27 protein-coding genes and 3 pseudogenes are annotated in these 16,438 nt (G+C 44.0%); all 30 read left to right on the top strand.

Features of this window, described 5'->3' with window-relative positions; genetic code table 11:
- Positions 1-108 precede the first annotated feature (108 nt).
- Positions 109-843 carry a type 1 glutamine amidotransferase gene (locus HADU_RS01670; protein WP_004896130.1) on the top strand — a complete coding sequence of 245 codons (735 nt, stop codon included), beginning with the start codon at positions 109-111 and terminating at the stop codon, positions 841-843.
- 274 nt (positions 844-1,117) lie between these two features.
- Positions 1,118-1,429 carry a 30S ribosomal protein S10 gene (gene rpsJ, locus HADU_RS01665; protein ID WP_000070912.1) on the top strand — a complete coding sequence of 104 codons (312 nt, stop codon included), beginning with the start codon at positions 1,118-1,120 and terminating at the stop codon, positions 1,427-1,429.
- A 60-nt stretch (positions 1,430-1,489) separates the two neighbouring features.
- Positions 1,490-2,128 carry a 50S ribosomal protein L3 gene (rplC, locus tag HADU_RS01660; RefSeq protein ID WP_004809812.1) on the top strand — a complete coding sequence of 213 codons (639 nt, stop codon included), beginning with the start codon at positions 1,490-1,492 and terminating at the stop codon, positions 2,126-2,128.
- Between the two features lie 11 nt (positions 2,129-2,139).
- A complete protein-coding gene (rplD, locus tag HADU_RS01655) occupies positions 2,140-2,742 on the top strand; it encodes a 50S ribosomal protein L4 (protein WP_004786925.1) in 603 nt (200 codons plus the stop codon).
- Positions 2,739-3,059, top strand: coding sequence for a 50S ribosomal protein L23 (gene rplW / locus HADU_RS01650; protein WP_004809809.1), 321 nt, complete (start codon positions 2,739-2,741; stop codon positions 3,057-3,059). The genes rplD and rplW overlap by 4 nt, the downstream gene beginning before the upstream one ends.
- 11 nt (positions 3,060-3,070) lie before the next feature.
- Positions 3,071-3,894, top strand: a pseudogene (rplB, locus tag HADU_RS01645) (50S ribosomal protein L2).
- Between the two features lie 19 nt (positions 3,895-3,913).
- On the top strand, positions 3,914-4,189 hold the full coding sequence (rpsS, locus tag HADU_RS01640) for a 30S ribosomal protein S19 (protein ID WP_004673001.1): 276 nt from the start codon (positions 3,914-3,916) through the stop codon (positions 4,187-4,189).
- Between the two features lie 11 nt (positions 4,190-4,200).
- Positions 4,201-4,530: a 50S ribosomal protein L22 gene (gene rplV / locus HADU_RS01635; protein WP_001982638.1), complete on the top strand. Its 330-nt coding sequence runs from the start codon at positions 4,201-4,203 to the stop codon at positions 4,528-4,530.
- A gap of 1 nt (position 4,531) precedes the next feature.
- Positions 4,532-5,309: pseudogene (gene rpsC, locus HADU_RS01630) on the top strand (30S ribosomal protein S3).
- Positions 5,288-5,701, top strand: a complete 414-nt coding sequence (gene rplP, locus HADU_RS01625) for a 50S ribosomal protein L16 (RefSeq protein ID WP_004809805.1) — start codon at positions 5,288-5,290, stop codon at positions 5,699-5,701. The pseudogene rpsC and the gene rplP overlap by 22 nt, the downstream one beginning before the upstream one ends.
- Complete coding sequence (gene rpmC, locus HADU_RS01620; protein ID WP_004786915.1) at positions 5,701-5,898, top strand: 50S ribosomal protein L29; 198 nt, start codon at positions 5,701-5,703, stop codon at positions 5,896-5,898. The genes rplP and rpmC overlap by 1 nt, the downstream gene beginning before the upstream one ends.
- Positions 5,895-6,152: a 30S ribosomal protein S17 gene (gene rpsQ, locus HADU_RS01615; protein ID WP_004809803.1), complete on the top strand. Its 258-nt coding sequence runs from the start codon at positions 5,895-5,897 to the stop codon at positions 6,150-6,152. Before rpmC ends, rpsQ begins: the two co-directional genes overlap by 4 nt.
- A gap of 91 nt (positions 6,153-6,243) precedes the next feature.
- On the top strand, positions 6,244-6,612 hold the full coding sequence (rplN, locus tag HADU_RS01610; protein WP_001982634.1) for a 50S ribosomal protein L14: 369 nt from the start codon (positions 6,244-6,246) through the stop codon (positions 6,610-6,612).
- Positions 6,613-6,621: 9 nt separating this feature from the next.
- Complete coding sequence (rplX, locus tag HADU_RS01605) at positions 6,622-6,939, top strand: 50S ribosomal protein L24 (RefSeq protein ID WP_004809797.1); 318 nt, start codon at positions 6,622-6,624, stop codon at positions 6,937-6,939.
- A gap of 16 nt (positions 6,940-6,955) precedes the next feature.
- Positions 6,956-7,492, top strand: a complete 537-nt coding sequence (gene rplE / locus HADU_RS01600; protein WP_004809796.1) for a 50S ribosomal protein L5 — start codon at positions 6,956-6,958, stop codon at positions 7,490-7,492.
- Between the two features lie 9 nt (positions 7,493-7,501).
- Positions 7,502-7,807 carry a 30S ribosomal protein S14 gene (gene rpsN / locus HADU_RS01595; RefSeq protein ID WP_004809795.1) on the top strand — a complete coding sequence of 102 codons (306 nt, stop codon included), beginning with the start codon at positions 7,502-7,504 and terminating at the stop codon, positions 7,805-7,807.
- Positions 7,808-7,819: 12 nt separating this feature from the next.
- Entirely contained in the window at positions 7,820-8,215 is a 396-nt protein-coding gene (gene rpsH / locus HADU_RS01590; protein ID WP_004809793.1) for a 30S ribosomal protein S8, read from the top strand.
- Between the two features lie 13 nt (positions 8,216-8,228).
- The gene (gene rplF, locus HADU_RS01585) at positions 8,229-8,762 is read left to right on the top strand and encodes a 50S ribosomal protein L6 (protein WP_004809790.1); all 534 of its coding nucleotides are present in this window, start codon (positions 8,229-8,231) and stop codon (positions 8,760-8,762) included.
- 14 nt (positions 8,763-8,776) lie between these two features.
- Entirely contained in the window at positions 8,777-9,127 is a 351-nt protein-coding gene (gene rplR / locus HADU_RS01580; protein ID WP_004281497.1) for a 50S ribosomal protein L18, read from the top strand.
- A 2-nt stretch (positions 9,128-9,129) separates the two neighbouring features.
- A complete protein-coding gene (gene rpsE, locus HADU_RS01575) occupies positions 9,130-9,627 on the top strand; it encodes a 30S ribosomal protein S5 (RefSeq protein ID WP_004657688.1) in 498 nt (165 codons plus the stop codon).
- 5 nt (positions 9,628-9,632) lie between these two features.
- The gene (rpmD, locus tag HADU_RS01570) at positions 9,633-9,809 is read left to right on the top strand and encodes a 50S ribosomal protein L30 (protein ID WP_004809788.1); all 177 of its coding nucleotides are present in this window, start codon (positions 9,633-9,635) and stop codon (positions 9,807-9,809) included.
- 3 nt (positions 9,810-9,812) lie between these two features.
- Positions 9,813-10,253 carry a 50S ribosomal protein L15 gene (gene rplO, locus HADU_RS01565; protein WP_004809786.1) on the top strand — a complete coding sequence of 147 codons (441 nt, stop codon included), beginning with the start codon at positions 9,813-9,815 and terminating at the stop codon, positions 10,251-10,253.
- A gap of 45 nt (positions 10,254-10,298) precedes the next feature.
- Positions 10,299-11,618 carry a preprotein translocase subunit SecY gene (gene secY, locus HADU_RS01560; RefSeq protein WP_171056626.1) on the top strand — a complete coding sequence of 440 codons (1,320 nt, stop codon included), beginning with the start codon at positions 10,299-10,301 and terminating at the stop codon, positions 11,616-11,618.
- A gap of 19 nt (positions 11,619-11,637) precedes the next feature.
- Complete coding sequence (rpmJ, locus tag HADU_RS15175; RefSeq protein ID WP_000867907.1) at positions 11,638-11,754, top strand: 50S ribosomal protein L36; 117 nt, start codon at positions 11,638-11,640, stop codon at positions 11,752-11,754.
- Positions 11,755-11,861: 107 nt separating this feature from the next.
- Entirely contained in the window at positions 11,862-12,218 is a 357-nt protein-coding gene (rpsM, locus tag HADU_RS01555) for a 30S ribosomal protein S13 (protein ID WP_004281492.1), read from the top strand.
- A gap of 19 nt (positions 12,219-12,237) precedes the next feature.
- Positions 12,238-12,624, top strand: a complete 387-nt coding sequence (rpsK, locus tag HADU_RS01550) for a 30S ribosomal protein S11 (RefSeq protein WP_001040166.1) — start codon at positions 12,238-12,240, stop codon at positions 12,622-12,624.
- Positions 12,625-12,636: 12 nt separating this feature from the next.
- Positions 12,637-13,263: a 30S ribosomal protein S4 gene (rpsD, locus tag HADU_RS01545; RefSeq protein WP_004809780.1), complete on the top strand. Its 627-nt coding sequence runs from the start codon at positions 12,637-12,639 to the stop codon at positions 13,261-13,263.
- A 16-nt stretch (positions 13,264-13,279) separates the two neighbouring features.
- The gene (locus HADU_RS01540) at positions 13,280-14,287 is read left to right on the top strand and encodes a DNA-directed RNA polymerase subunit alpha (RefSeq protein ID WP_008302649.1); all 1,008 of its coding nucleotides are present in this window, start codon (positions 13,280-13,282) and stop codon (positions 14,285-14,287) included.
- A gap of 18 nt (positions 14,288-14,305) precedes the next feature.
- Positions 14,306-14,671: a 50S ribosomal protein L17 gene (gene rplQ / locus HADU_RS01535; protein WP_004786886.1), complete on the top strand. Its 366-nt coding sequence runs from the start codon at positions 14,306-14,308 to the stop codon at positions 14,669-14,671.
- Between the two features lie 219 nt (positions 14,672-14,890).
- Positions 14,891-16,397: pseudogene (locus HADU_RS01530) on the top strand (flavin-containing monooxygenase).
- The last annotated feature ends 41 nt before the right edge of the window (positions 16,398-16,438 follow it).

Raw genomic sequence — 16,438 nt, 5'->3', positions numbered from 1 at the left:
TTAGCGCTACTTGCGTTATCAATTGTTTAAAAACCTCACATAAAATAAAAAGTTGGCTTCATTTTTGCAAAACCTAGCCTATATAGATACAAGAACAGGTTCGAGCGCATGAAGTCGCATTTACGAGTACATTATTTTCAGCATATTGCTGGTGAAGGTTACGGTAGTTGTCATGAATTTTTAAAGCAGCATCAGGCGCAAATTACAGCGACTGAATTCTTTGCTTTACCTGTGGATCGTCCTTTGGAAATAGAAGCGCTACCTGCAGTAGAAGAAGTAGATTTGCTCATTATTATGGGCGGGACCATGAGTGTAAATGATGAAGCAAATTATCCGTGGTTAAAGATTGAAAAACGCTGGTTACGTCGTTACTTGTCTCAGGGGAAGCCAGCGATTGGTTTGTGTCTAGGCGGACAGCTGATTGCCAATGCCTTGGGGGCAGCAGTCAGTTATAATCCAGAACAGGAACTGGGGTGGATGTCTGTCAGTAAAGTGGCCAATGTGCCAGCAGACTGTTTTAGTTTGCCTGAGAAATTCCGGATCATGCAGTGGCATAGCGAGACCTTTGAAATTCCCAAAGGGGCAGTACATCTGGCAGAAAATGAAGCCTGTCGCAACCAGATGTATCAATTAGGCAAAAATGTTCTCGGTTTCCAGTTCCATCCAGAAATAACCCCGGAAACCTTGGCCCTGTTTTTAGAAGATGAAGATGAGTTGCTAAAATTTTCAGGAAAATATGTGCAGCCTGTGCATGAGCTCAGAAAAAGCCCAAAATCTAATTTTATTGAAGGAAATCAAATACTAAATCGCGCAATCGAATATGTGGTAGAGAAATCAGCTTGACGGGTGAAAAACAAACTCTTGATTTAGCAACCAAATTGATTTGCAGACGAAAACTATAAAAGGCATTTGCTTATGCATTAAACAATGGCTATAATAAGCCACCCTTCGATAGGAAGGATGTTAACTGCGAAGAAAGTAGTTAACTATCGTTACAGTCGTGGCATCGATCATGACCTTAGTGATAATTCACTGCTCTTGACACTTACCTCAAAAATTAGTGGGGTGAGATGCGTCAAGAGTGATTCTTTATATATTTGGCTTGGAGTTTACTGGTATGTCTAACCAGAGAATTCGTATCCGTCTTAAGTCTTTTGATCACCGTCTAATTGATCAATCAGCTCAAGAAATCGTAGAAACAGCAAAACGTACTGGCGCACAAGTTTGTGGTCCAATTCCAATGCCTACACGCATTGAACGTTTTAACGTTTTAACATCACCACACGTAAACAAAGACGCGCGTGACCAGTACGAAATCCGTACTTACAAGCGTTTGATCGACATCGTTCAACCTACAGACAAAACTGTAGATGCATTGATGAAGTTAGATCTTGCAGCTGGTGTTGATGTACAGATCGCATTGGGTTAAGGCTTTCGGGTTAATTAACGCTCTAAGTTAATTAGGCCGCTTTTTTAGAGGTTTATGCACATGGCTATTGGTTTAGTCGGTCGCAAGTGCGGTATGACACGTATCTTTACAGATGCTGGTGTTTCTGTGCCTGTTACAGTGATTGAGGTTGATCCTAACCGCATCACTCAAATCAAAACGCTTGAAACTGATGGTTATCAAGCGATTCAAATCACTACTGGTGAACGTCGCGAATCTCGCGTAACTAACGCTCAGAAAGGTCACTTTGCTAAAGCGGGTGTTGCTGCTGGTCGTCTGGTTCAAGAATTCCGCGTTTCAGAAGCTGAGCTTGAAGGTCGTGAAGTTGGTGGTACGCTTACTGTTGAGTTGTTCCAAGTAGGTCAAATCGTTGACGTAACTGGTACTTCTAAAGGTAAAGGTTTCCAAGGTGGTGTTAAGCGTTGGAATTTCCGTACTCAAGATGCTACTCACGGTAACTCTGTTTCTCACCGTGTTCTAGGTTCTACAGGTCAAAACCAGACTCCTGGTCGCGTGTTCAAAGGCAAAAAAATGGCTGGCCATTTAGGTGCTGAACGCGTAACTACACAGGGTCTTGAAATCGTTGCTATCGACACTGAACGTTCAGTTCTAGTAGTTAAAGGCGCGGTTCCTGGTGCTACTGGTGGCGACGTAACTGTTCGTCCTACGATCAAGGCCTGAGGGGAAATAACGTGAATTTAAATACTGTTTCCGGCTCTGCTGTTGAATTATCAGAAGTTGCGTTCGGTCGTGAATTTAATGAAGCTCTTGTACACCAAGTTGTTACAGCTTACCTAGCTGGTGGTCGTCAAGGTTCTAAAGCTCAAAAATCACGCGCAGACGTTTCTGGCGGTGGTAAAAAACCATTCCGTCAAAAAGGTACTGGCCGCGCTCGTGCTGGTTCTATTCGTAGCCCAATCTGGGTTGGCGGTGGTAAAACTTTTGCTGCTCGTCCACAAGACTGGTCTCAAAAAGTAAACCGTAAAATGTACCGCGGTGCTATGCAATGCATCCTAGCTGAACTTGTTCGTCAAGATCGCTTAGTTTTAGTTGAAGAGTTTGCTGTTGCAGCTCCAAAAACTAAAGAATTGCTTGCAAAACTTAACGACTTAAATGCGACTCGTGCATTGATCGTTACTGATGCTGTTGATGAGAACTTGTATCTAGCTGCTCGTAATCTTCCACACGTAGATGTGGTTGATGCGACTGCAATCGATCCTGTTAGCTTGATCGCGTTCGATAAAGTTGTTATGTCTGTAGCTGCTGCTAAGAAAATTGAGGTAGAACTCGGATGAACAACGAACGTTTATATCAAGTCCTGCAAGGACCTGTTTTCTCAGAAAAAGCACAAGTTTTAGGTGAAACTGCTGGTGTTCAAGTTTTTAAAGTTGCTACTGATGCAACTAAACTTGAAATCAAAAAAGCAGTTGAGCAATTGTTTGGTGTTCAAGTTGTTAAAGTTAACACTACGATCACTAAAGGTAAAACTAAACGCTTTGGTAAAACTATCGGACGTCGTTCTGATGTTAAAAAAGCATACGTCACCCTGAAAGCTGGCCAAGATGTAGAAATGGCTGACTTGGGCGATGCCGCTGAAAGCGCAGCGGAATAAGGACGAAAACTATGCCTATTCAAAAATGTAAGCCAACGTCTCCAGGACGTCGCTTTGTAGAGAAAGTCGTTCACGACCATCTTCACAAAGGTGCTCCTTATGCTCCACTAGTTGAAGCTAAAAACGTACTGGCGGCCGTAATAACAACGGTCACATTACGACTCGTCACGTTGGTGGCGGTCACAAGCAACACTACCGTATCGTAGACTTCAAACGTAACAAAGACGGCATCCCAGCTGTAGTTGAGCGTATCGAATACGATCCAAACCGTTCTGCGCACATTGCGTTGTTGAAGTATGCTGACGGTGAACGTCGCTACATCATCGCGCCTAAAGGTTTACGTGCTGGTGATTCAGTACAATCTGGTAACGATGCTCCAATTCGTCCAGGTAACTGCTTACCACTTCGTAACATGCCTATCGGTTCTACTCTTCACAACATCGAGCTTAAAATCGGTAAAGGCGCACAGTTAGTACGTTCTGCTGGTACATCTGCTCAATTGTTGGGTCGTGACGGTTCATACGCTATCATCCGTCTTCGTTCAGGTGAGATGCGTAAAGTACACGTTGAATGTCGCGCTGTGTTAGGTGAAGTATCTAACTCAGAAAGCAACCTTCGTTCATTGGGTAAAGCTGGTGCAGCGCGCTGGCGTGGCGTTCGTCCTACCGTTCGTGGTATGGCGATGAACCCGGTAGATCACCCGCACGGTGGTGGTGAAGGTCGTAGCAAAGGTATTCAACCTGTAAGCCCATGGGGTCAAAAAGCTAAAGGGTACAAGACACGTACCAACAAGCGTACGACTAAGATGATTATTCGCGACCGTCGCGTTAAGTAACAAGTAAAGGAATCTGACAATGCCTCGTTCTCTGAAAAAAGGCCCATTCGTCGATGCGCACTTGTTCGCTAAGGTTGAAGCGGCTATCGCGGCTAATAACCGTAAGCCGATCAAAACTTGGTCGCGTCGTTCGATGATCCTCCCGGATTTTGTTGGTTTAACAATTTCTGTACACAATGGCCGTAACCATGTTCCAGTGATCATCTCTGAACATATGGTTGGACACAAGCTTGGTGAATTTGCACCGACTCGTACCTACCGTGGTCACGGTGTTGACAAGAAATCTAAACGTTAATAGGTGCTATGATGGAAGTAACTGCTAAATTACGCGGTGCCGCTATCTCGGCACAAAAAGCTCGTTTGGTTGCAGATCTTATCCGCGGCAAATCTGTTGCGCACGCACTTAACATTTTGAACTTCAGCAACAAAAAAGCTGCAGTCCTGGTTAAGAAAGCGTTAGAGTCTGCAATTGCAAACGCTGAACACAATAACAGTTTAGATGTAGACGACCTTAAAGTTTCTACGATCTACGTTGATGAAGGCATGAGCCTGAAACGTATTATGCCACGTGCTAAAGGCCGTGCAGATCGTATTACTAAGCGTACTTGTCACATTACCGTTAAGGTAGGGGTTTGATATGGGTCAGAAGGTTCATCCAATCGGTATCCGCCTAGGTGTTGTGAAACGTCATAACGCTAACTGGTATGCGAGTCCGAAACAATACGCTGAATACTTGCTTAAAGATTTGCAAGTTCGTGAGTTTTTAACTAAAAAACTTAAGAATGCAATGATCAGCAATATTCTTATCGAACGTCCTACAGGCGCTGCTAAAGTAACTATTAGCACTGCTCGTCCTGGTATCGTGATCGGTAAAAAAGGCGAAGACATTGAGAAATTACAACGCGAATTAACATCTATCATGGGTGTTCCTGCGCAAGTAAGCATCAACGAAATCGATCGTCCAGACTTAGACGCACGTCTTGTTGCTGAAGCTATCGCTTCTCAATTAGAAAAACGTGTAATGTTCCGTCGTGCTATGAAGCGTGCGGTTCAAAACACAATGCGTGCTGGCGCTAAAGGTATCAAAGTTGAAGTTTCAGGCCGTTTAGGTGGTGCTGAGATCGCTCGTACTGAGTGGTATCGTGAAGGTCGTGTACCTCTACATACACTTCGTGCAGACATCGACTATGCTACTATGCGTGCTGAAACTACTTACGGTACGATTGGTGTTAAAGTTTGGATCTTCCGTGGTGAGATCTTGGGCGGCATGAAACAAGTCATGAACCCGGCTCCAGCTGAAGAACGTCCAGCTAAACGCGGTCGCGGTCGTGGTGAAGGTCAAGAGCGTCGTGGTCGTCGCAATGATCGTTCTGCTGAAAAAGGAGAATAATCCATGTTGCAACCTAAACGTATGAAATTCCGTAAGGTGCAAAAAGGCCGTAACACTGGTCTTGCACACCGTGGTAGTTCAGTATCTTTCGGTACAATCGCTCTTAAGTCAATTGAACGTGGTCAAATGACTGCGCGTCAAATTGAAGCAGCGCGTCGTACTATCAGCCGTCGTATTAAACGTGGTGGTAAGATCTTTATCCGTGTCTTCCCAGACAAACCTATTACTTCTAAACCTCTTGAAGTTCGTATGGGTAAAGGTAAAGGTTCTGTGGAATACTGGGTTTGCCAAATCAAACCAGGTAAAGTCTTGTACGAAATTGATGGTGTTAACGAAGAATTGGCTCGCGAAGCATTTACGCTTGCAGCTGCTAAACTTCCGTTTAAAACCACTATCGTGACTCGGACGGTAATGTAATGAAAACTAAAGATCTACGTGAAAAGTCGGTAGAAGAGTTGACAGCTTTGCTTGATGAGCAACAGCTTAACCAATTCCGTCTTCGTATGGCGAAAGCAACTGGTCAATTGGGTAAATCGCACGAAGTGCAATTAACTCGCAAGACTATTGCTCGTATCAAGACCCTCCTTACCGAAAAACAGGGGAACGGACAATGAGTGAACAAACAGTCCGCACGTTAACAGGCAAAGTAGTAAGCGACAAAATGGACAAGTCTATTGTTGTGCTTATCGAACGTCGTGTTCAACACCCGTTGTATGGCAAATCAATCCGCCGTTCAACAAAATTACATGCTCATGATGAAAACAACACAGCTAAAACTGGTGATGTTGTAACAATCAAAGAAAGCCGCCCAATTTCTAAAACTAAGTCTTGGACTCTAGTTGAAGTTATTGAAGCAGCTGCTGAGTAATTAACGTTCTTGTTGCATCATCGGTCAAATTCGAGTACTCTTTGAGCCTTTCGAATTTGCGACCGGTGATGCTCGGTTTTGGAGTAGGGCAATGATTCAGACCGAAACTATGCTTGACGTAGCAGACAACAGTGGTGCTCGCCGCGTACAATGTATTAAAGTACTTGGTGGTTCACATCGTCGTTATGCTTCTGTTGGCGACATTATTAAAGTTACTGTAAAAGAAGCAATTCCACGCGCACGTGTTAAAAAAGGTGACGTGATGAATGCAGTTGTAGTTCGTACTAAATTCGGCATCCGTCGTCCAGATGGTTCAGTGATTCGTTTCGACGATAACGCTGCTGTTATTTTGAACAACAACAAAGCGCCGATTGCAACTCGTATTTTCGGACCAGTGACTCGTGAACTTCGTACTGAACAGTTCATGAAAATTATTTCATTGGCTCCTGAAGTTCTATAAGAGGCAATCATGGCTAAGATTAAAAAAGGCGATCAAGTAATTGTGATCGCAGGTAAAGAAAAAGGCAAACAGGGTACTGTTCTGTCTGTTTCAAATGACCAAGTGAAGGTAGAAGGTCTTAACCTGGTTAAGAAACATCAGAAGCCTAACCGAGCTACTGGCGCTGAAGGCGGCATCGTAACTCAAGAAGCTTCTCTTCACATCTCAAACGTGGCACTTTTTAATGCTACAACCCAAAAGGCTGACCGTGTTGGTTACCAAGTGATTGATGGCGTGAAAACTCGCGTATTCAAATCAAATGGTGAATCAGTGGCGGTAGCGAAGTAATAGGTTGAAAAAGGCAATGGCCAGACTTAAAGCACGTTACAACGACGAACTTAAAGCTCAATTACAAGAACAATTGGGTGTTAAGAATGTGATGGAGATCCCTCGCATCACTAAAATCACTATCAACATGGGTGTTGGCGCAGCTGCTGCTGACAAGAAACTCCTTGATGGTGCTCTTTCTGATATGCAAGCTATCGCTGGTCAAAAACCAGTACTTACGTTAGCTCGTAAATCTATCGCTGGTTTCAAAATCCGTGATGGTTGGCCGATTGGTTGTAAAGTTACTTTACGCGGCGAACGCATGTACGAATTCTTAGACCGTTTGATCTCTATTGCGATTCCTCGTATCCGTGACTTCCGTGGTTTCTCAGCGAAATCATTTGATGGTCGTGGTAACTACTCAATGGGTCTTAAAGAACAGATCATGTTCCCTGAGATCGATTTTGACAAGATTGACCGTATTCGTGGTATGGACATTACCATCACTACGACTGCTCGCACCGATGACGAAGGCCGTGCGCTTATGCGTGCATTCGGCTTCCCGTTCAAATAAGAGGTCGAAATGGCTAAGAAAGGTATGATTAATCGCGAATTGAAACGCGAAGCTACTGTTGCTAAATACGCTGCAAAACGTGCTGAATTAAAAGCTGTTATTGCTAACGTAAATGCATCAGACGAAGAACGTTTCGAAGCGATGATGAAATTACAAGCATTACCACGTAATGCATCTCCAGTACGTCTACGTAACCGTTGTGGTTTAACTGGTCGTCCTCATGGTTACTTCCGTAAGTTCGGTTTAAGCCGTAACATGGTACGCGAAAAAGTAATGCAAGGTGATGTACCTGGCGTTGTTAAGGCAAGCTGGTAAGGAGCACTATAAATGAGTATGCAAGATACCGTTGCCGACATGCTAACACGTGTTCGTAACGCACAAATGGCGAAGAAACAAACTGTTTCTATGCCTAATTCTAAGTTGAAGGTTGCTATTGCAAACGTTCTTCAACAAGAAGGTTACATTTCAAACGTAGAAGTTGCTGATGTTGAAGGCAAGGCAACTTTAACTATTACGTTAAAATATTTTGAAGGCAAACCAGTTATCGAAACTGTGAAACGCGTAAGCCGTCCAGGTCTACGTCAGTATCGCGGTAAAGATGCACTTCCAAGCGTTAAGCAAGGTTTAGGTATTGCAATTGTTTCTACAAGCAAAGGCATCATGACTGATCGCGCTGCACGTGCTGCAGGCATTGGTGGTGAAGTTATTGCTTTTGTTTCTTAATAGGTGATTCCTCATGTCTCGTGTGGCTAAAGCCCCAGTAACTGTACCTAACGGTGTAGCAGTTACTCAGAACGGCCGGCAGGTCGAAGTGAAAGGCACTAAAGGTACATTGTCTTTCAACCTGCATGCGCTGGTCGAGCTAAAACAGGAAGACGGTACTCTAGTTATTGCTCCTAAAGCTGAATCTAAAGACGCTTGGATGCAGGCTGGTACTGCTCGCGCTGTGCTTAACAACCTTGTTAAAGGTGTTAGCGAAGGTTTCGAACGTAAGTTACAACTTATCGGTGTTGGTTATAAAGCTGCGGTTAAAGGTAACATTGTTAACCTTAACCTTGGTTTCTCTCACCCGATTGACTACAACCTTCCTGAAGGTGTAACTGCAGAAACTCCTACAGCGACTGAAATTATCCTAAAATCTGCTGATAAAGCAAAATTAGGTCAAGTTGCTGCGGAAATCCGTGGTTACCGTCCACCAGAGCCGTATAAAGGTAAAGGTGTTCGTTATTCTGACGAAGTTGTACTTCGTAAAGAAGCTAAGAAGAAATAAGGCGCGAGGTTCTTATGAACGAAAAGAAACAATCCCGTTTGCGTCGTGCGAAAAGCACACGCTTGCACATCCGTGCATTGGGTGCGACTCGTTTGTGTGTAAACCGCACTCCGCGTCACATCTATGCTCAAGTTATCTCAGCAGATGGTGGCAAAGTATTAGCGCAAGCTTCTACATTAGACGCTACTCTACGTGCTGGTACAACTGGTAATGTTGAAGCAGCTCAAAAAGTAGGTGCTTTAATCGCAGAACGCGCTAAGGCAGCTGGTGTAACTAAAGTTGCATTTGACCGTTCTGGTTTCAAATATCATGGTCGTATCAAAGCCTTGGCTGATGCTGCTCGTGAAAACGGCTTGGAGTTCTAATCATGGCTAAAGTTGAACAAAACGAAGGTCTTGTTGAAAAGCTGGTTGCCGTTGATCGTGTAGCCAAAGTTGTTAAGGGTGGTCGTATCTTCTCTTTCACAGCATTGACTGTGGTAGGTGATGGTAATGGTCGCGTAGGTTTTGGTCGTGGTAAAGCACGTGAAGTTCCAGCTGCTATTTCTAAAGCACTTGAAGCTGCTCGTCGCAACATGATCACTGTAGATCTTGCTGGTACGACTTTACAACACCCTGTGAATGCTCGTCACGGTGCAAGCCGTGTTTACATGCAGCCTGCTTCTGAAGGTACTGGCGTAATCGCTGGTGGCGCTATGCGTGCCGTTCTTGAAGCTGCTGGTGTACACAACGTACTTGCTAAATGTTACGGTTCTACTAACGCTGCTAACGTAGTTAACGCGACTTTTAAAGGTCTGCGTGACATGACTTCTCCTGAGAAAGTTGCTGCGAAACGTGGTCTTTCAGTAGAACAAATTCAAGGGTAATAATCATGAAAACGATTAAAGTTACCCAGACTAAATCTGCATCGCATCGCTTGAAAAATCACAAGCTGAGCCTTAAAGGTTTAGGTCTGCGTCGTATTGGTCATACTGTTGAAGTGTTAGACACTCCATCTAACCGTGGTATGATCAACCAAGTCTACTATATGGTTAGTGTAGAGGAATAAGCCATGACTCTGCGTTTAAATACTATTGCACCTGCAGAAGGTGCTAAGCGTGACAACCTACGTCTAGGCCGTGGTATCGGTTCTGGCGTTGGTAAGACCGGTGGCCGTGGTGTCAAAGGTCAAAACTCACGTAAGAGCGGTGGTACTCGTCCAGGTTTCGAAGGCGGTCAAACAGCACTTTATCGTCGTTTGCCTAAATTCGGTTTCACTAGCCAACAGGCTTTGAAAACTGCTGAAGTACGTTTATCTGAGCTTGCTAAAGTTGAAGGTGACATCGTGTCTCTAGAAACTTTAAAAGCTGCGAATGTTGTACGTAAAGACATGACTCGTGCACGTATCGTACTTTCTGGTGAAATTACTCGCGCATTCACTGTACAAGGTGTTGTGTTGACTAAAGGCGCTAAAGCTGCTGTTGAAGCTGCTGGCGGTAAAGTCGAGGAGTAATCTCCAGTGTCTATGTCTCCTAGTTCTTCAGGTCATGTCAACATGATGAAAGGCCAACCATTTCATGTGAAATACCGTGAAATTATTCGTCGAATGATGTTTCTCATTGGTGCGTTGTTGGTGTTTCGACTGGGAGCACATATTCCAGTACCGGGCATTAACAATGCTGCGCTGGAGAATTTGTTTAATGCAAACCAAGGTACGATCCTTGGTTTGTTTAACATGTTCTCGGGTGGTGCATTGGAGCGAATGTCTATTCTTGCTCTTGGGATTATGCCATACATCTCTGCATCGATTATCGTGCAGCTGATGTCAACAGTCGTTCCTTCGCTGGAAGCTTTAAAGAAAGAAGGCGAGCAAGGCAAACGTAAAATAAATCAATACACACGACAGGGCACACTGTTCCTTGCATTTGTGCAAGCGGTCGGTATGTGCGCGGGCTTGATCAGCCAGGGAATTACCCTGACCTCTGGTCTGGCTTTTTATGTTCCTGCGGTAACCTCATTGGTTGCGGGGACCATGTTCCTGATGTGGTTGGGTGAACAGATTACCGAGCGTGGGGTGGGGAATGGTATTTCCATGATCATCTTCGCAGGTATTGTTGCAGGTCTGCCAACTTTGGTTATGCAGTCCCTGACTTCTGTCGATAATGGTCAGTCTAGTCTTATTGGTCTGGCGATATTTGCATTGTTATCCATCGCCGTGCTTGCAGCAATTGTGTTTATCGAGAAGGCGCAACGTCGTATTCCGGTCAACTATGCTCAGAAGCAGCAGGGTCGTCGCGTATTTACTGCACAGCAGACACATTTGCCATTAAAAATTAATATGGCCGGTGTGATTCCTGCAATTTTTGCAAGTTCATTGCTTTTGTTCCCAGCGAGCTTAGGTCAGTGGGTTGGCAGTGCAGATCCTGATGCAGGAATTATCAAGCGTAGTCTGCAAGATTTGGCATTGGTGTTGTCGCCTGGTCAGCCGTTGTATTTGGTGCTCTTTGGTGCGTTAATTATCTTTTTCTGTTACTTCTATACTGCGCTAGTATTTAGCCCGAAAGAAGTGTCAGAAAACTTGAAACGCAGCGGAGCTTACGTGCCTGGTATTCGTCCAGGTGAGCAAACTGCTCGTTACTTAGATCATATTCTCAATCGTTTGACCTTCATTGGCGCGATTTACATCACTGTCATCTGTTTAATGCCGATGATCTTGCAGAGCTCGTTTGGTATTCCATTCAGCTTGGGCGGAACATCGTTGCTAATCGTGGTAGTGGTGGTGATGGACTTTATGGCTCAGCTACAAGCACATCTCACTTCGCACCAGTATGACAATCAAACATTAATGAGAAAAACGACTGCTCATCCTAAGGGATAGCGCACTTAGAGGTTTCATCATGAAAGTACAAGCTTCTGTAAAGAAAATTTGTGGTAGCTGTAAAGTTATCCGTCGTAATGGGGTTATCCGCGTAATTTGTAGCGCAGAACCTCGTCATAAGCAGCGTCAAGGTTAATCTGATCAAGACCTGTTGATTTCAGTAGGCGAATTAGGTTATTATCCGCCCCTCAAGATTTTTGTGGGGCGGTTGATTATCTCTACTGCCTTTTTGGAGAAAATTGAATGGCTCGTATTGCCGGTGTAAACATTCCGGATAACAAGCATGCTGTTATCTCTCTAACGTATATCTTTGGTATTGGTCGCCATACTTCAAAAGCTATCTTAGCTGCTGCAGGTATTGCTCCAACGACTAAGATCCGTGAATTAGATGACGCTCAGCTTGATGCGATTCGTGCAGAAGTTGCCAAGGTTCCGACCGAAGGTGATTTACGTCGCGAAATTTCCATGAACATCAAACGTTTAATGGATTTAGGCTGCTACCGCGGTCTTCGTCATCGTCGCAGCTTGCCTGTCCGTGGTCAACGCACCAAAACTAACGCACGTACCCGTAAAGGTCCGCGCAAACCAATTAAGAAATAAGATTTCTGGAAGCTAAAAGATGGCTAAAGATACTCGCACACGCAAGAAGGTCACTCGTACCGTCTCTGAAGGTGTTGCACACATTCACGCTTCTTTTAATAACACCATTGTGACTATTACCGATCGTCAAGGTAATGCACTGGCTTGGGCCACTTCAGGTGGACAAGGCTTCCGTGGATCACGTAAATCAACTCCGTTCGCTGCTCAGGTAGCTGCTGAAGTTGCTGGTAAAGCAGCTTTGGATTACGGTTTGAAAAACTTGGACGTCCTTGTTAAAGGCCCTGGTCCAGGTCGTGAATCTGCGGTTCGTGCTTTAGGTGCAGTGGGTTATAAAATTAATAGCATTACCGATGTGACTCCAATTCCTCACAACGGTTGCCGTCCACCTAAAAAACGTCGCGTGTAAGGAGAAACATTCATGGCTCGTTATATTGGTCCAAAATGCAAACTCTCTCGCCGCGAAGGGACAGACCTGCAATTAAAATCTGGCGTTAAACCATTTGACGTTAAGACTAAAAAACATGCTAAAGCGCCTGGCCAACACGGTGGTGCGCGTGGCAGCAAACAATCTGAGTACTCACTACAATTACGTGAAAAACAAAAAGTACGTCGTATGTACGGTGTTTTAGAGCGTCAATTTAGTAACTACTATAAAGAAGCAGCTCGTGTTAAAGGCGCAACTGGCGAGAACTTGTTAAAGTTACTTGAAAGCCGTCTTGATAACGTTGTTTATCGCATGGGTTTTGGTTCTACACGTGCTGAAGCTCGTCAGTTAGTATCTCACCGTTCAATCACTTTAAATGGCCGTCGCGTTAACATCGCGTCTATCCAAGTTAAAGCTGGTGACGTGATTGCAGTTCACGAAGGCGCTAAACAACAATTACGTATCAAAAACGCAATTGAATTAGCTGCTCAACGTGGCATTCCTTCTTGGATGGAAGTAGATCATTCTAAACTAGAAGGTACGTTCAAAGCTGCACCGGATCGTTCTGATTTACCTGCTGAAATCAACGAAAGCTTGATTGTAGAATTGTATTCTAAATAATCCTTGAGGTAGCAATATGACGCGTACTGCAAATGAGTTTCTAACTCCGCAAGCGATCAAGGTCGAAGCGGCAAGCGGGACCTCGGCAAAAGTTATTCTAGAACCCTTAGAGCGTGGCTTTGGTCATACTCTGGGCAATGCTTTACGTCGCATCCTTCTGTCTTCTTTGCCTGGCGCTGCTGTGGTTGAAGTTGAGATTGAAGGTGTTGAGCACGAGTACAGTACTTTGGAAGGCTTGCAGCAGGACATCGTCGAGCTCTTGCTGAACCTAAAAGGATTGTCTATTAAGCTGTTCGATCAAAATGAAGCTTATTTAACATTAGAGAAACAAGGTCCAGGCGATGTAACTGCGGCTGACCTTCGTTTACCTCATAATGTTGAAGTGGTTAACCCTGAACACTTGATCGGCACATTAAGTGCTTCAGGCAATCTTAAGATGCGCCTGAAAGTGGCTCAAGGCCGTGGCTATGAGACTTCTGACTCACGTTTCCCAGAAGGCGAGACTCGCCCAGTGGGTCGTTTACAGTTAGATGCTTCTTATAGCCCAATCAAACGTGTGTCTTACATCGTAGAAAATGCGCGTGTAGAACAACGTACTGACCTTGATAAACTGATCATTGATCTTGAAACCAACGGTACAGTTGATCCTGAAGAAGCAATCCGCAAAGCGGCAACAATCTTGCAACAACAAATTGCAATCTTTGTTGATCTTCAGAAAGATCAAGCTCCTGTTGCTCAAGAACCTCGTGAAGAAGTTGATCCGATTTTGCTTCGTCCAGTAGATGATCTAGAGCTAACTGTTCGTTCTGCTAACTGTTTGAAAGCAGAAAACATTTACTACATTGGTGATCTTGTACAGCGTACTGAGGTTGAGTTGCTTAAAACTCCTAACCTGGGTAAAAAATCGCTTACTGAGATCAAAGATGTTCTGGCTTCTAAAGGCTTACAACTCGGCATGCGTTTAGAGAACTGGCCACCAGCTAGTCTCCGTATGGACGATCGTTTCGCCTATCGTAGCCGTTAATTAAGTAGGACTATCACCATGCGTCATCGTAATAGTGGTGTGAAATTAGGCCGTACAAGCAGTCATCGTAAAGCGATGTTCCAAAACATGGCTAACTCTTTGTTCGAGCACGAGTTGATCAAAACAACTGTGCCTAAAGCAAAAGAATTACGCCGTGTTGCTGAGCCTTTAATCACTTTAGCTAAAGTCGATACAGTAGCAAACCGTCGTTTGGCGTTTGCTCGTACTCGTTCAGCTGCAACTGTTGGTAAATTATTTACCGTTCTTGGCCCTCGTTACAAAGAGCGTAACGGCGGTTATCTACGTGTTCTTAAAGCGGGCTTCCGTGCAGGTGATGCTGCACCGATGGCTTACGTTGAGCTAGTAGATCGCGAAGTTAACTAATTTCGTGAAGAGCAGCAAACGTTGTTCGGAAAGGTCGGTTGAATAAACCGGCCTTTTTTAATGCCTAAAACTTATCTTTTTATAAATTGATTATCGGTTTAGCTATAAAAATGTCCCCAAAAGATAAAAAAAATAGGGCAAACATACAAACTTGACATGGAGTATTGTCAGTTTTGTGCTTTAATAAAATAAATGACAAACTTGGGTTAAAAGAAGAATATGGAAAAACAGGTTGATATCTTAATTGTGGGTGCGGGGATCTCGGGAATTGGTTTAGCAGTACATCTTTCTAAAAATTGTCCGAAGCGTTCTTTTGAAATTATTGAACGTCGGGAAAGCGTAGGTGGTACTTGGGATTTATTTAAATATCCGGGCATCCGTTCAGATTCTGATATGTCGACTTTCGGCTTTAATTTTAAACCTTGGAAAAAAGACCAGCGTGTTGGCTGACGGTGCATCAATTAAGAACTATCTGTCTGAAGTAGTAGAAGAATGCCAACTTGAATCCAGAATTCATTATCAGCACCGTGTTTTAAATGCCAATTATGATACGCATACGCATAAATGGTCAGTGAAAATCGAAAATGCTCAAGGTAAGAATGAAACTTGGGTAGCGAATTTTGTTTTGGGTTGTACTGGTTATTATAATTATGACCAAGGTTTTCAACCAGAATTTCCAAATCAAGATGCATTTAAAGGAACTTTTATTCATCCGCAACATTGGCCTGAGAACTTCGATTATAGCGGTAAAAAAGTGGTAATTATTGGTAGTGGTGCAACTGCTATTACGTTAGTTCCAGCGATGGTCAAAGGTGGAGCAGGCCATGTGACTATGTTGCAGCGTTCACCGACTTATATTGCTTCGGTACCCTCCATTGATATGGTCTATGACAAGATGCGTAAGTATCTGTCTGAAGATATGGCTTATAAGCTTACCCGTGCACGAAACATTGGTATGCAGCGCGGGATTTATGCGCTGGCACAAAAACAGCCGAAATTGCTTAAAAAGCTGCTTTTAAATGCGGTGAAGTTCCAACTTAAGGGTAAGGTGGATATGAAACACTTTACCCCGGACTATGAGCCTTGGGATCAGCGTCTGTGCGTGGTACCGGATGGAGATTTATTCAAAATTTTACGTGAAGGTCGTGCATCGGTAGAAACTGACCATATCGATAGATTTACTGAAACCGGTATTCAGCTTAAATCCGGTAAACATCTTGATGCCGATATTATCGTATCAGCAACAGGATTAAATATTCAGATTTTGGGTGGGATGCAGGCTTTCATCGATGGCAAGCCCATCGATACTTCCAAACATATGCTGTATCGCGGCGTGATGGTGAGTGATATTCCGAATATGGCGCTGATTATTGGCTATATCAATGCATCTTGGACACTGAAAGTAGACATCGCAGCCGAATATATCTGCCGTCTGCTGAACTATATGGATATGAACGGTTTTGATGAGGTATTACCCGAAGGTAATGCTGCAGAGTTACTCGAAGATACGGTGATGGGTAGCCTGACCTCAGGTTATATTGCCCGTGCCGCAAACGTCATGCCAAAACAAGGTAAGCATGGCCCTTGGCGTGTCAGCAATAATTATTTAGCTGACCGTAAAGATCTTAAAACTGCAACTTTCGAGGATGATATTCTTCAGTTTAAATCTAAAGTTGAACAGGGAAAAGTTAACGGCAAAAAAGTTAAACCACGTCTAGTATCTTAATATCTGAACCTATAGAAAAGGAGCATTAAATGCTCCTTTTG

Source organism: Acinetobacter sp. HA (genome assembly GCF_000264725.1).
Taxonomy (GTDB): Bacteria; Pseudomonadota; Gammaproteobacteria; order Pseudomonadales; family Moraxellaceae; genus Acinetobacter; species Acinetobacter schindleri.
The sequence above is the reverse complement of the archived record's forward strand: the minus strand, read 5'-3'. Positions and strand labels throughout refer to the sequence as shown.

What these genes read in the sequence shown, in the direction of transcription:
- HADU_RS01670 (WP_004896130.1), top strand. Translation starts at nt 109, where the DNA reads ATGAAGTCGCATTTACGAGTACATTATTTTCAGCATATTGCTGGTGAA.
- rpsJ (WP_000070912.1), top strand. Translation starts at nt 1,118, where the DNA reads ATGTCTAACCAGAGAATTCGTATCCGTCTTAAGTCTTTTGATCACCGT.
- rplC (WP_004809812.1), top strand. Translation starts at nt 1,490, where the DNA reads ATGGCTATTGGTTTAGTCGGTCGCAAGTGCGGTATGACACGTATCTTT.
- rplW (WP_004809809.1), top strand. Translation starts at nt 2,739, where the DNA reads ATGAACAACGAACGTTTATATCAAGTCCTGCAAGGACCTGTTTTCTCA.
- rpsS (WP_004673001.1), top strand. Translation starts at nt 3,914, where the DNA reads ATGCCTCGTTCTCTGAAAAAAGGCCCATTCGTCGATGCGCACTTGTTC.
- rplV (WP_001982638.1), top strand. Translation starts at nt 4,201, where the DNA reads ATGGAAGTAACTGCTAAATTACGCGGTGCCGCTATCTCGGCACAAAAA.
- rplP (WP_004809805.1), top strand. Translation starts at nt 5,288, where the DNA reads ATGTTGCAACCTAAACGTATGAAATTCCGTAAGGTGCAAAAAGGCCGT.
- rpmC (WP_004786915.1), top strand. Translation starts at nt 5,701, where the DNA reads ATGAAAACTAAAGATCTACGTGAAAAGTCGGTAGAAGAGTTGACAGCT.
- rpsQ (WP_004809803.1), top strand. Translation starts at nt 5,895, where the DNA reads ATGAGTGAACAAACAGTCCGCACGTTAACAGGCAAAGTAGTAAGCGAC.
- rplN (WP_001982634.1), top strand. Translation starts at nt 6,244, where the DNA reads ATGATTCAGACCGAAACTATGCTTGACGTAGCAGACAACAGTGGTGCT.
- rplX (WP_004809797.1), top strand. Translation starts at nt 6,622, where the DNA reads ATGGCTAAGATTAAAAAAGGCGATCAAGTAATTGTGATCGCAGGTAAA.
- rplE (WP_004809796.1), top strand. Translation starts at nt 6,956, where the DNA reads ATGGCCAGACTTAAAGCACGTTACAACGACGAACTTAAAGCTCAATTA.
- rpsN (WP_004809795.1), top strand. Translation starts at nt 7,502, where the DNA reads ATGGCTAAGAAAGGTATGATTAATCGCGAATTGAAACGCGAAGCTACT.
- rpsH (WP_004809793.1), top strand. Translation starts at nt 7,820, where the DNA reads ATGAGTATGCAAGATACCGTTGCCGACATGCTAACACGTGTTCGTAAC.
- rplF (WP_004809790.1), top strand. Translation starts at nt 8,229, where the DNA reads ATGTCTCGTGTGGCTAAAGCCCCAGTAACTGTACCTAACGGTGTAGCA.
- rplR (WP_004281497.1), top strand. Translation starts at nt 8,777, where the DNA reads ATGAACGAAAAGAAACAATCCCGTTTGCGTCGTGCGAAAAGCACACGC.
- rpsE (WP_004657688.1), top strand. Translation starts at nt 9,130, where the DNA reads ATGGCTAAAGTTGAACAAAACGAAGGTCTTGTTGAAAAGCTGGTTGCC.
- rpmD (WP_004809788.1), top strand. Translation starts at nt 9,633, where the DNA reads ATGAAAACGATTAAAGTTACCCAGACTAAATCTGCATCGCATCGCTTG.
- rplO (WP_004809786.1), top strand. Translation starts at nt 9,813, where the DNA reads ATGACTCTGCGTTTAAATACTATTGCACCTGCAGAAGGTGCTAAGCGT.
- secY (WP_171056626.1), top strand. Translation starts at nt 10,299, where the DNA reads ATGAAAGGCCAACCATTTCATGTGAAATACCGTGAAATTATTCGTCGA.
- rpmJ (WP_000867907.1), top strand. Translation starts at nt 11,638, where the DNA reads ATGAAAGTACAAGCTTCTGTAAAGAAAATTTGTGGTAGCTGTAAAGTT.
- rpsM (WP_004281492.1), top strand. Translation starts at nt 11,862, where the DNA reads ATGGCTCGTATTGCCGGTGTAAACATTCCGGATAACAAGCATGCTGTT.
- rpsK (WP_001040166.1), top strand. Translation starts at nt 12,238, where the DNA reads ATGGCTAAAGATACTCGCACACGCAAGAAGGTCACTCGTACCGTCTCT.
- rpsD (WP_004809780.1), top strand. Translation starts at nt 12,637, where the DNA reads ATGGCTCGTTATATTGGTCCAAAATGCAAACTCTCTCGCCGCGAAGGG.
- HADU_RS01540 (WP_008302649.1), top strand. Translation starts at nt 13,280, where the DNA reads ATGACGCGTACTGCAAATGAGTTTCTAACTCCGCAAGCGATCAAGGTC.
- rplQ (WP_004786886.1), top strand. Translation starts at nt 14,306, where the DNA reads ATGCGTCATCGTAATAGTGGTGTGAAATTAGGCCGTACAAGCAGTCAT.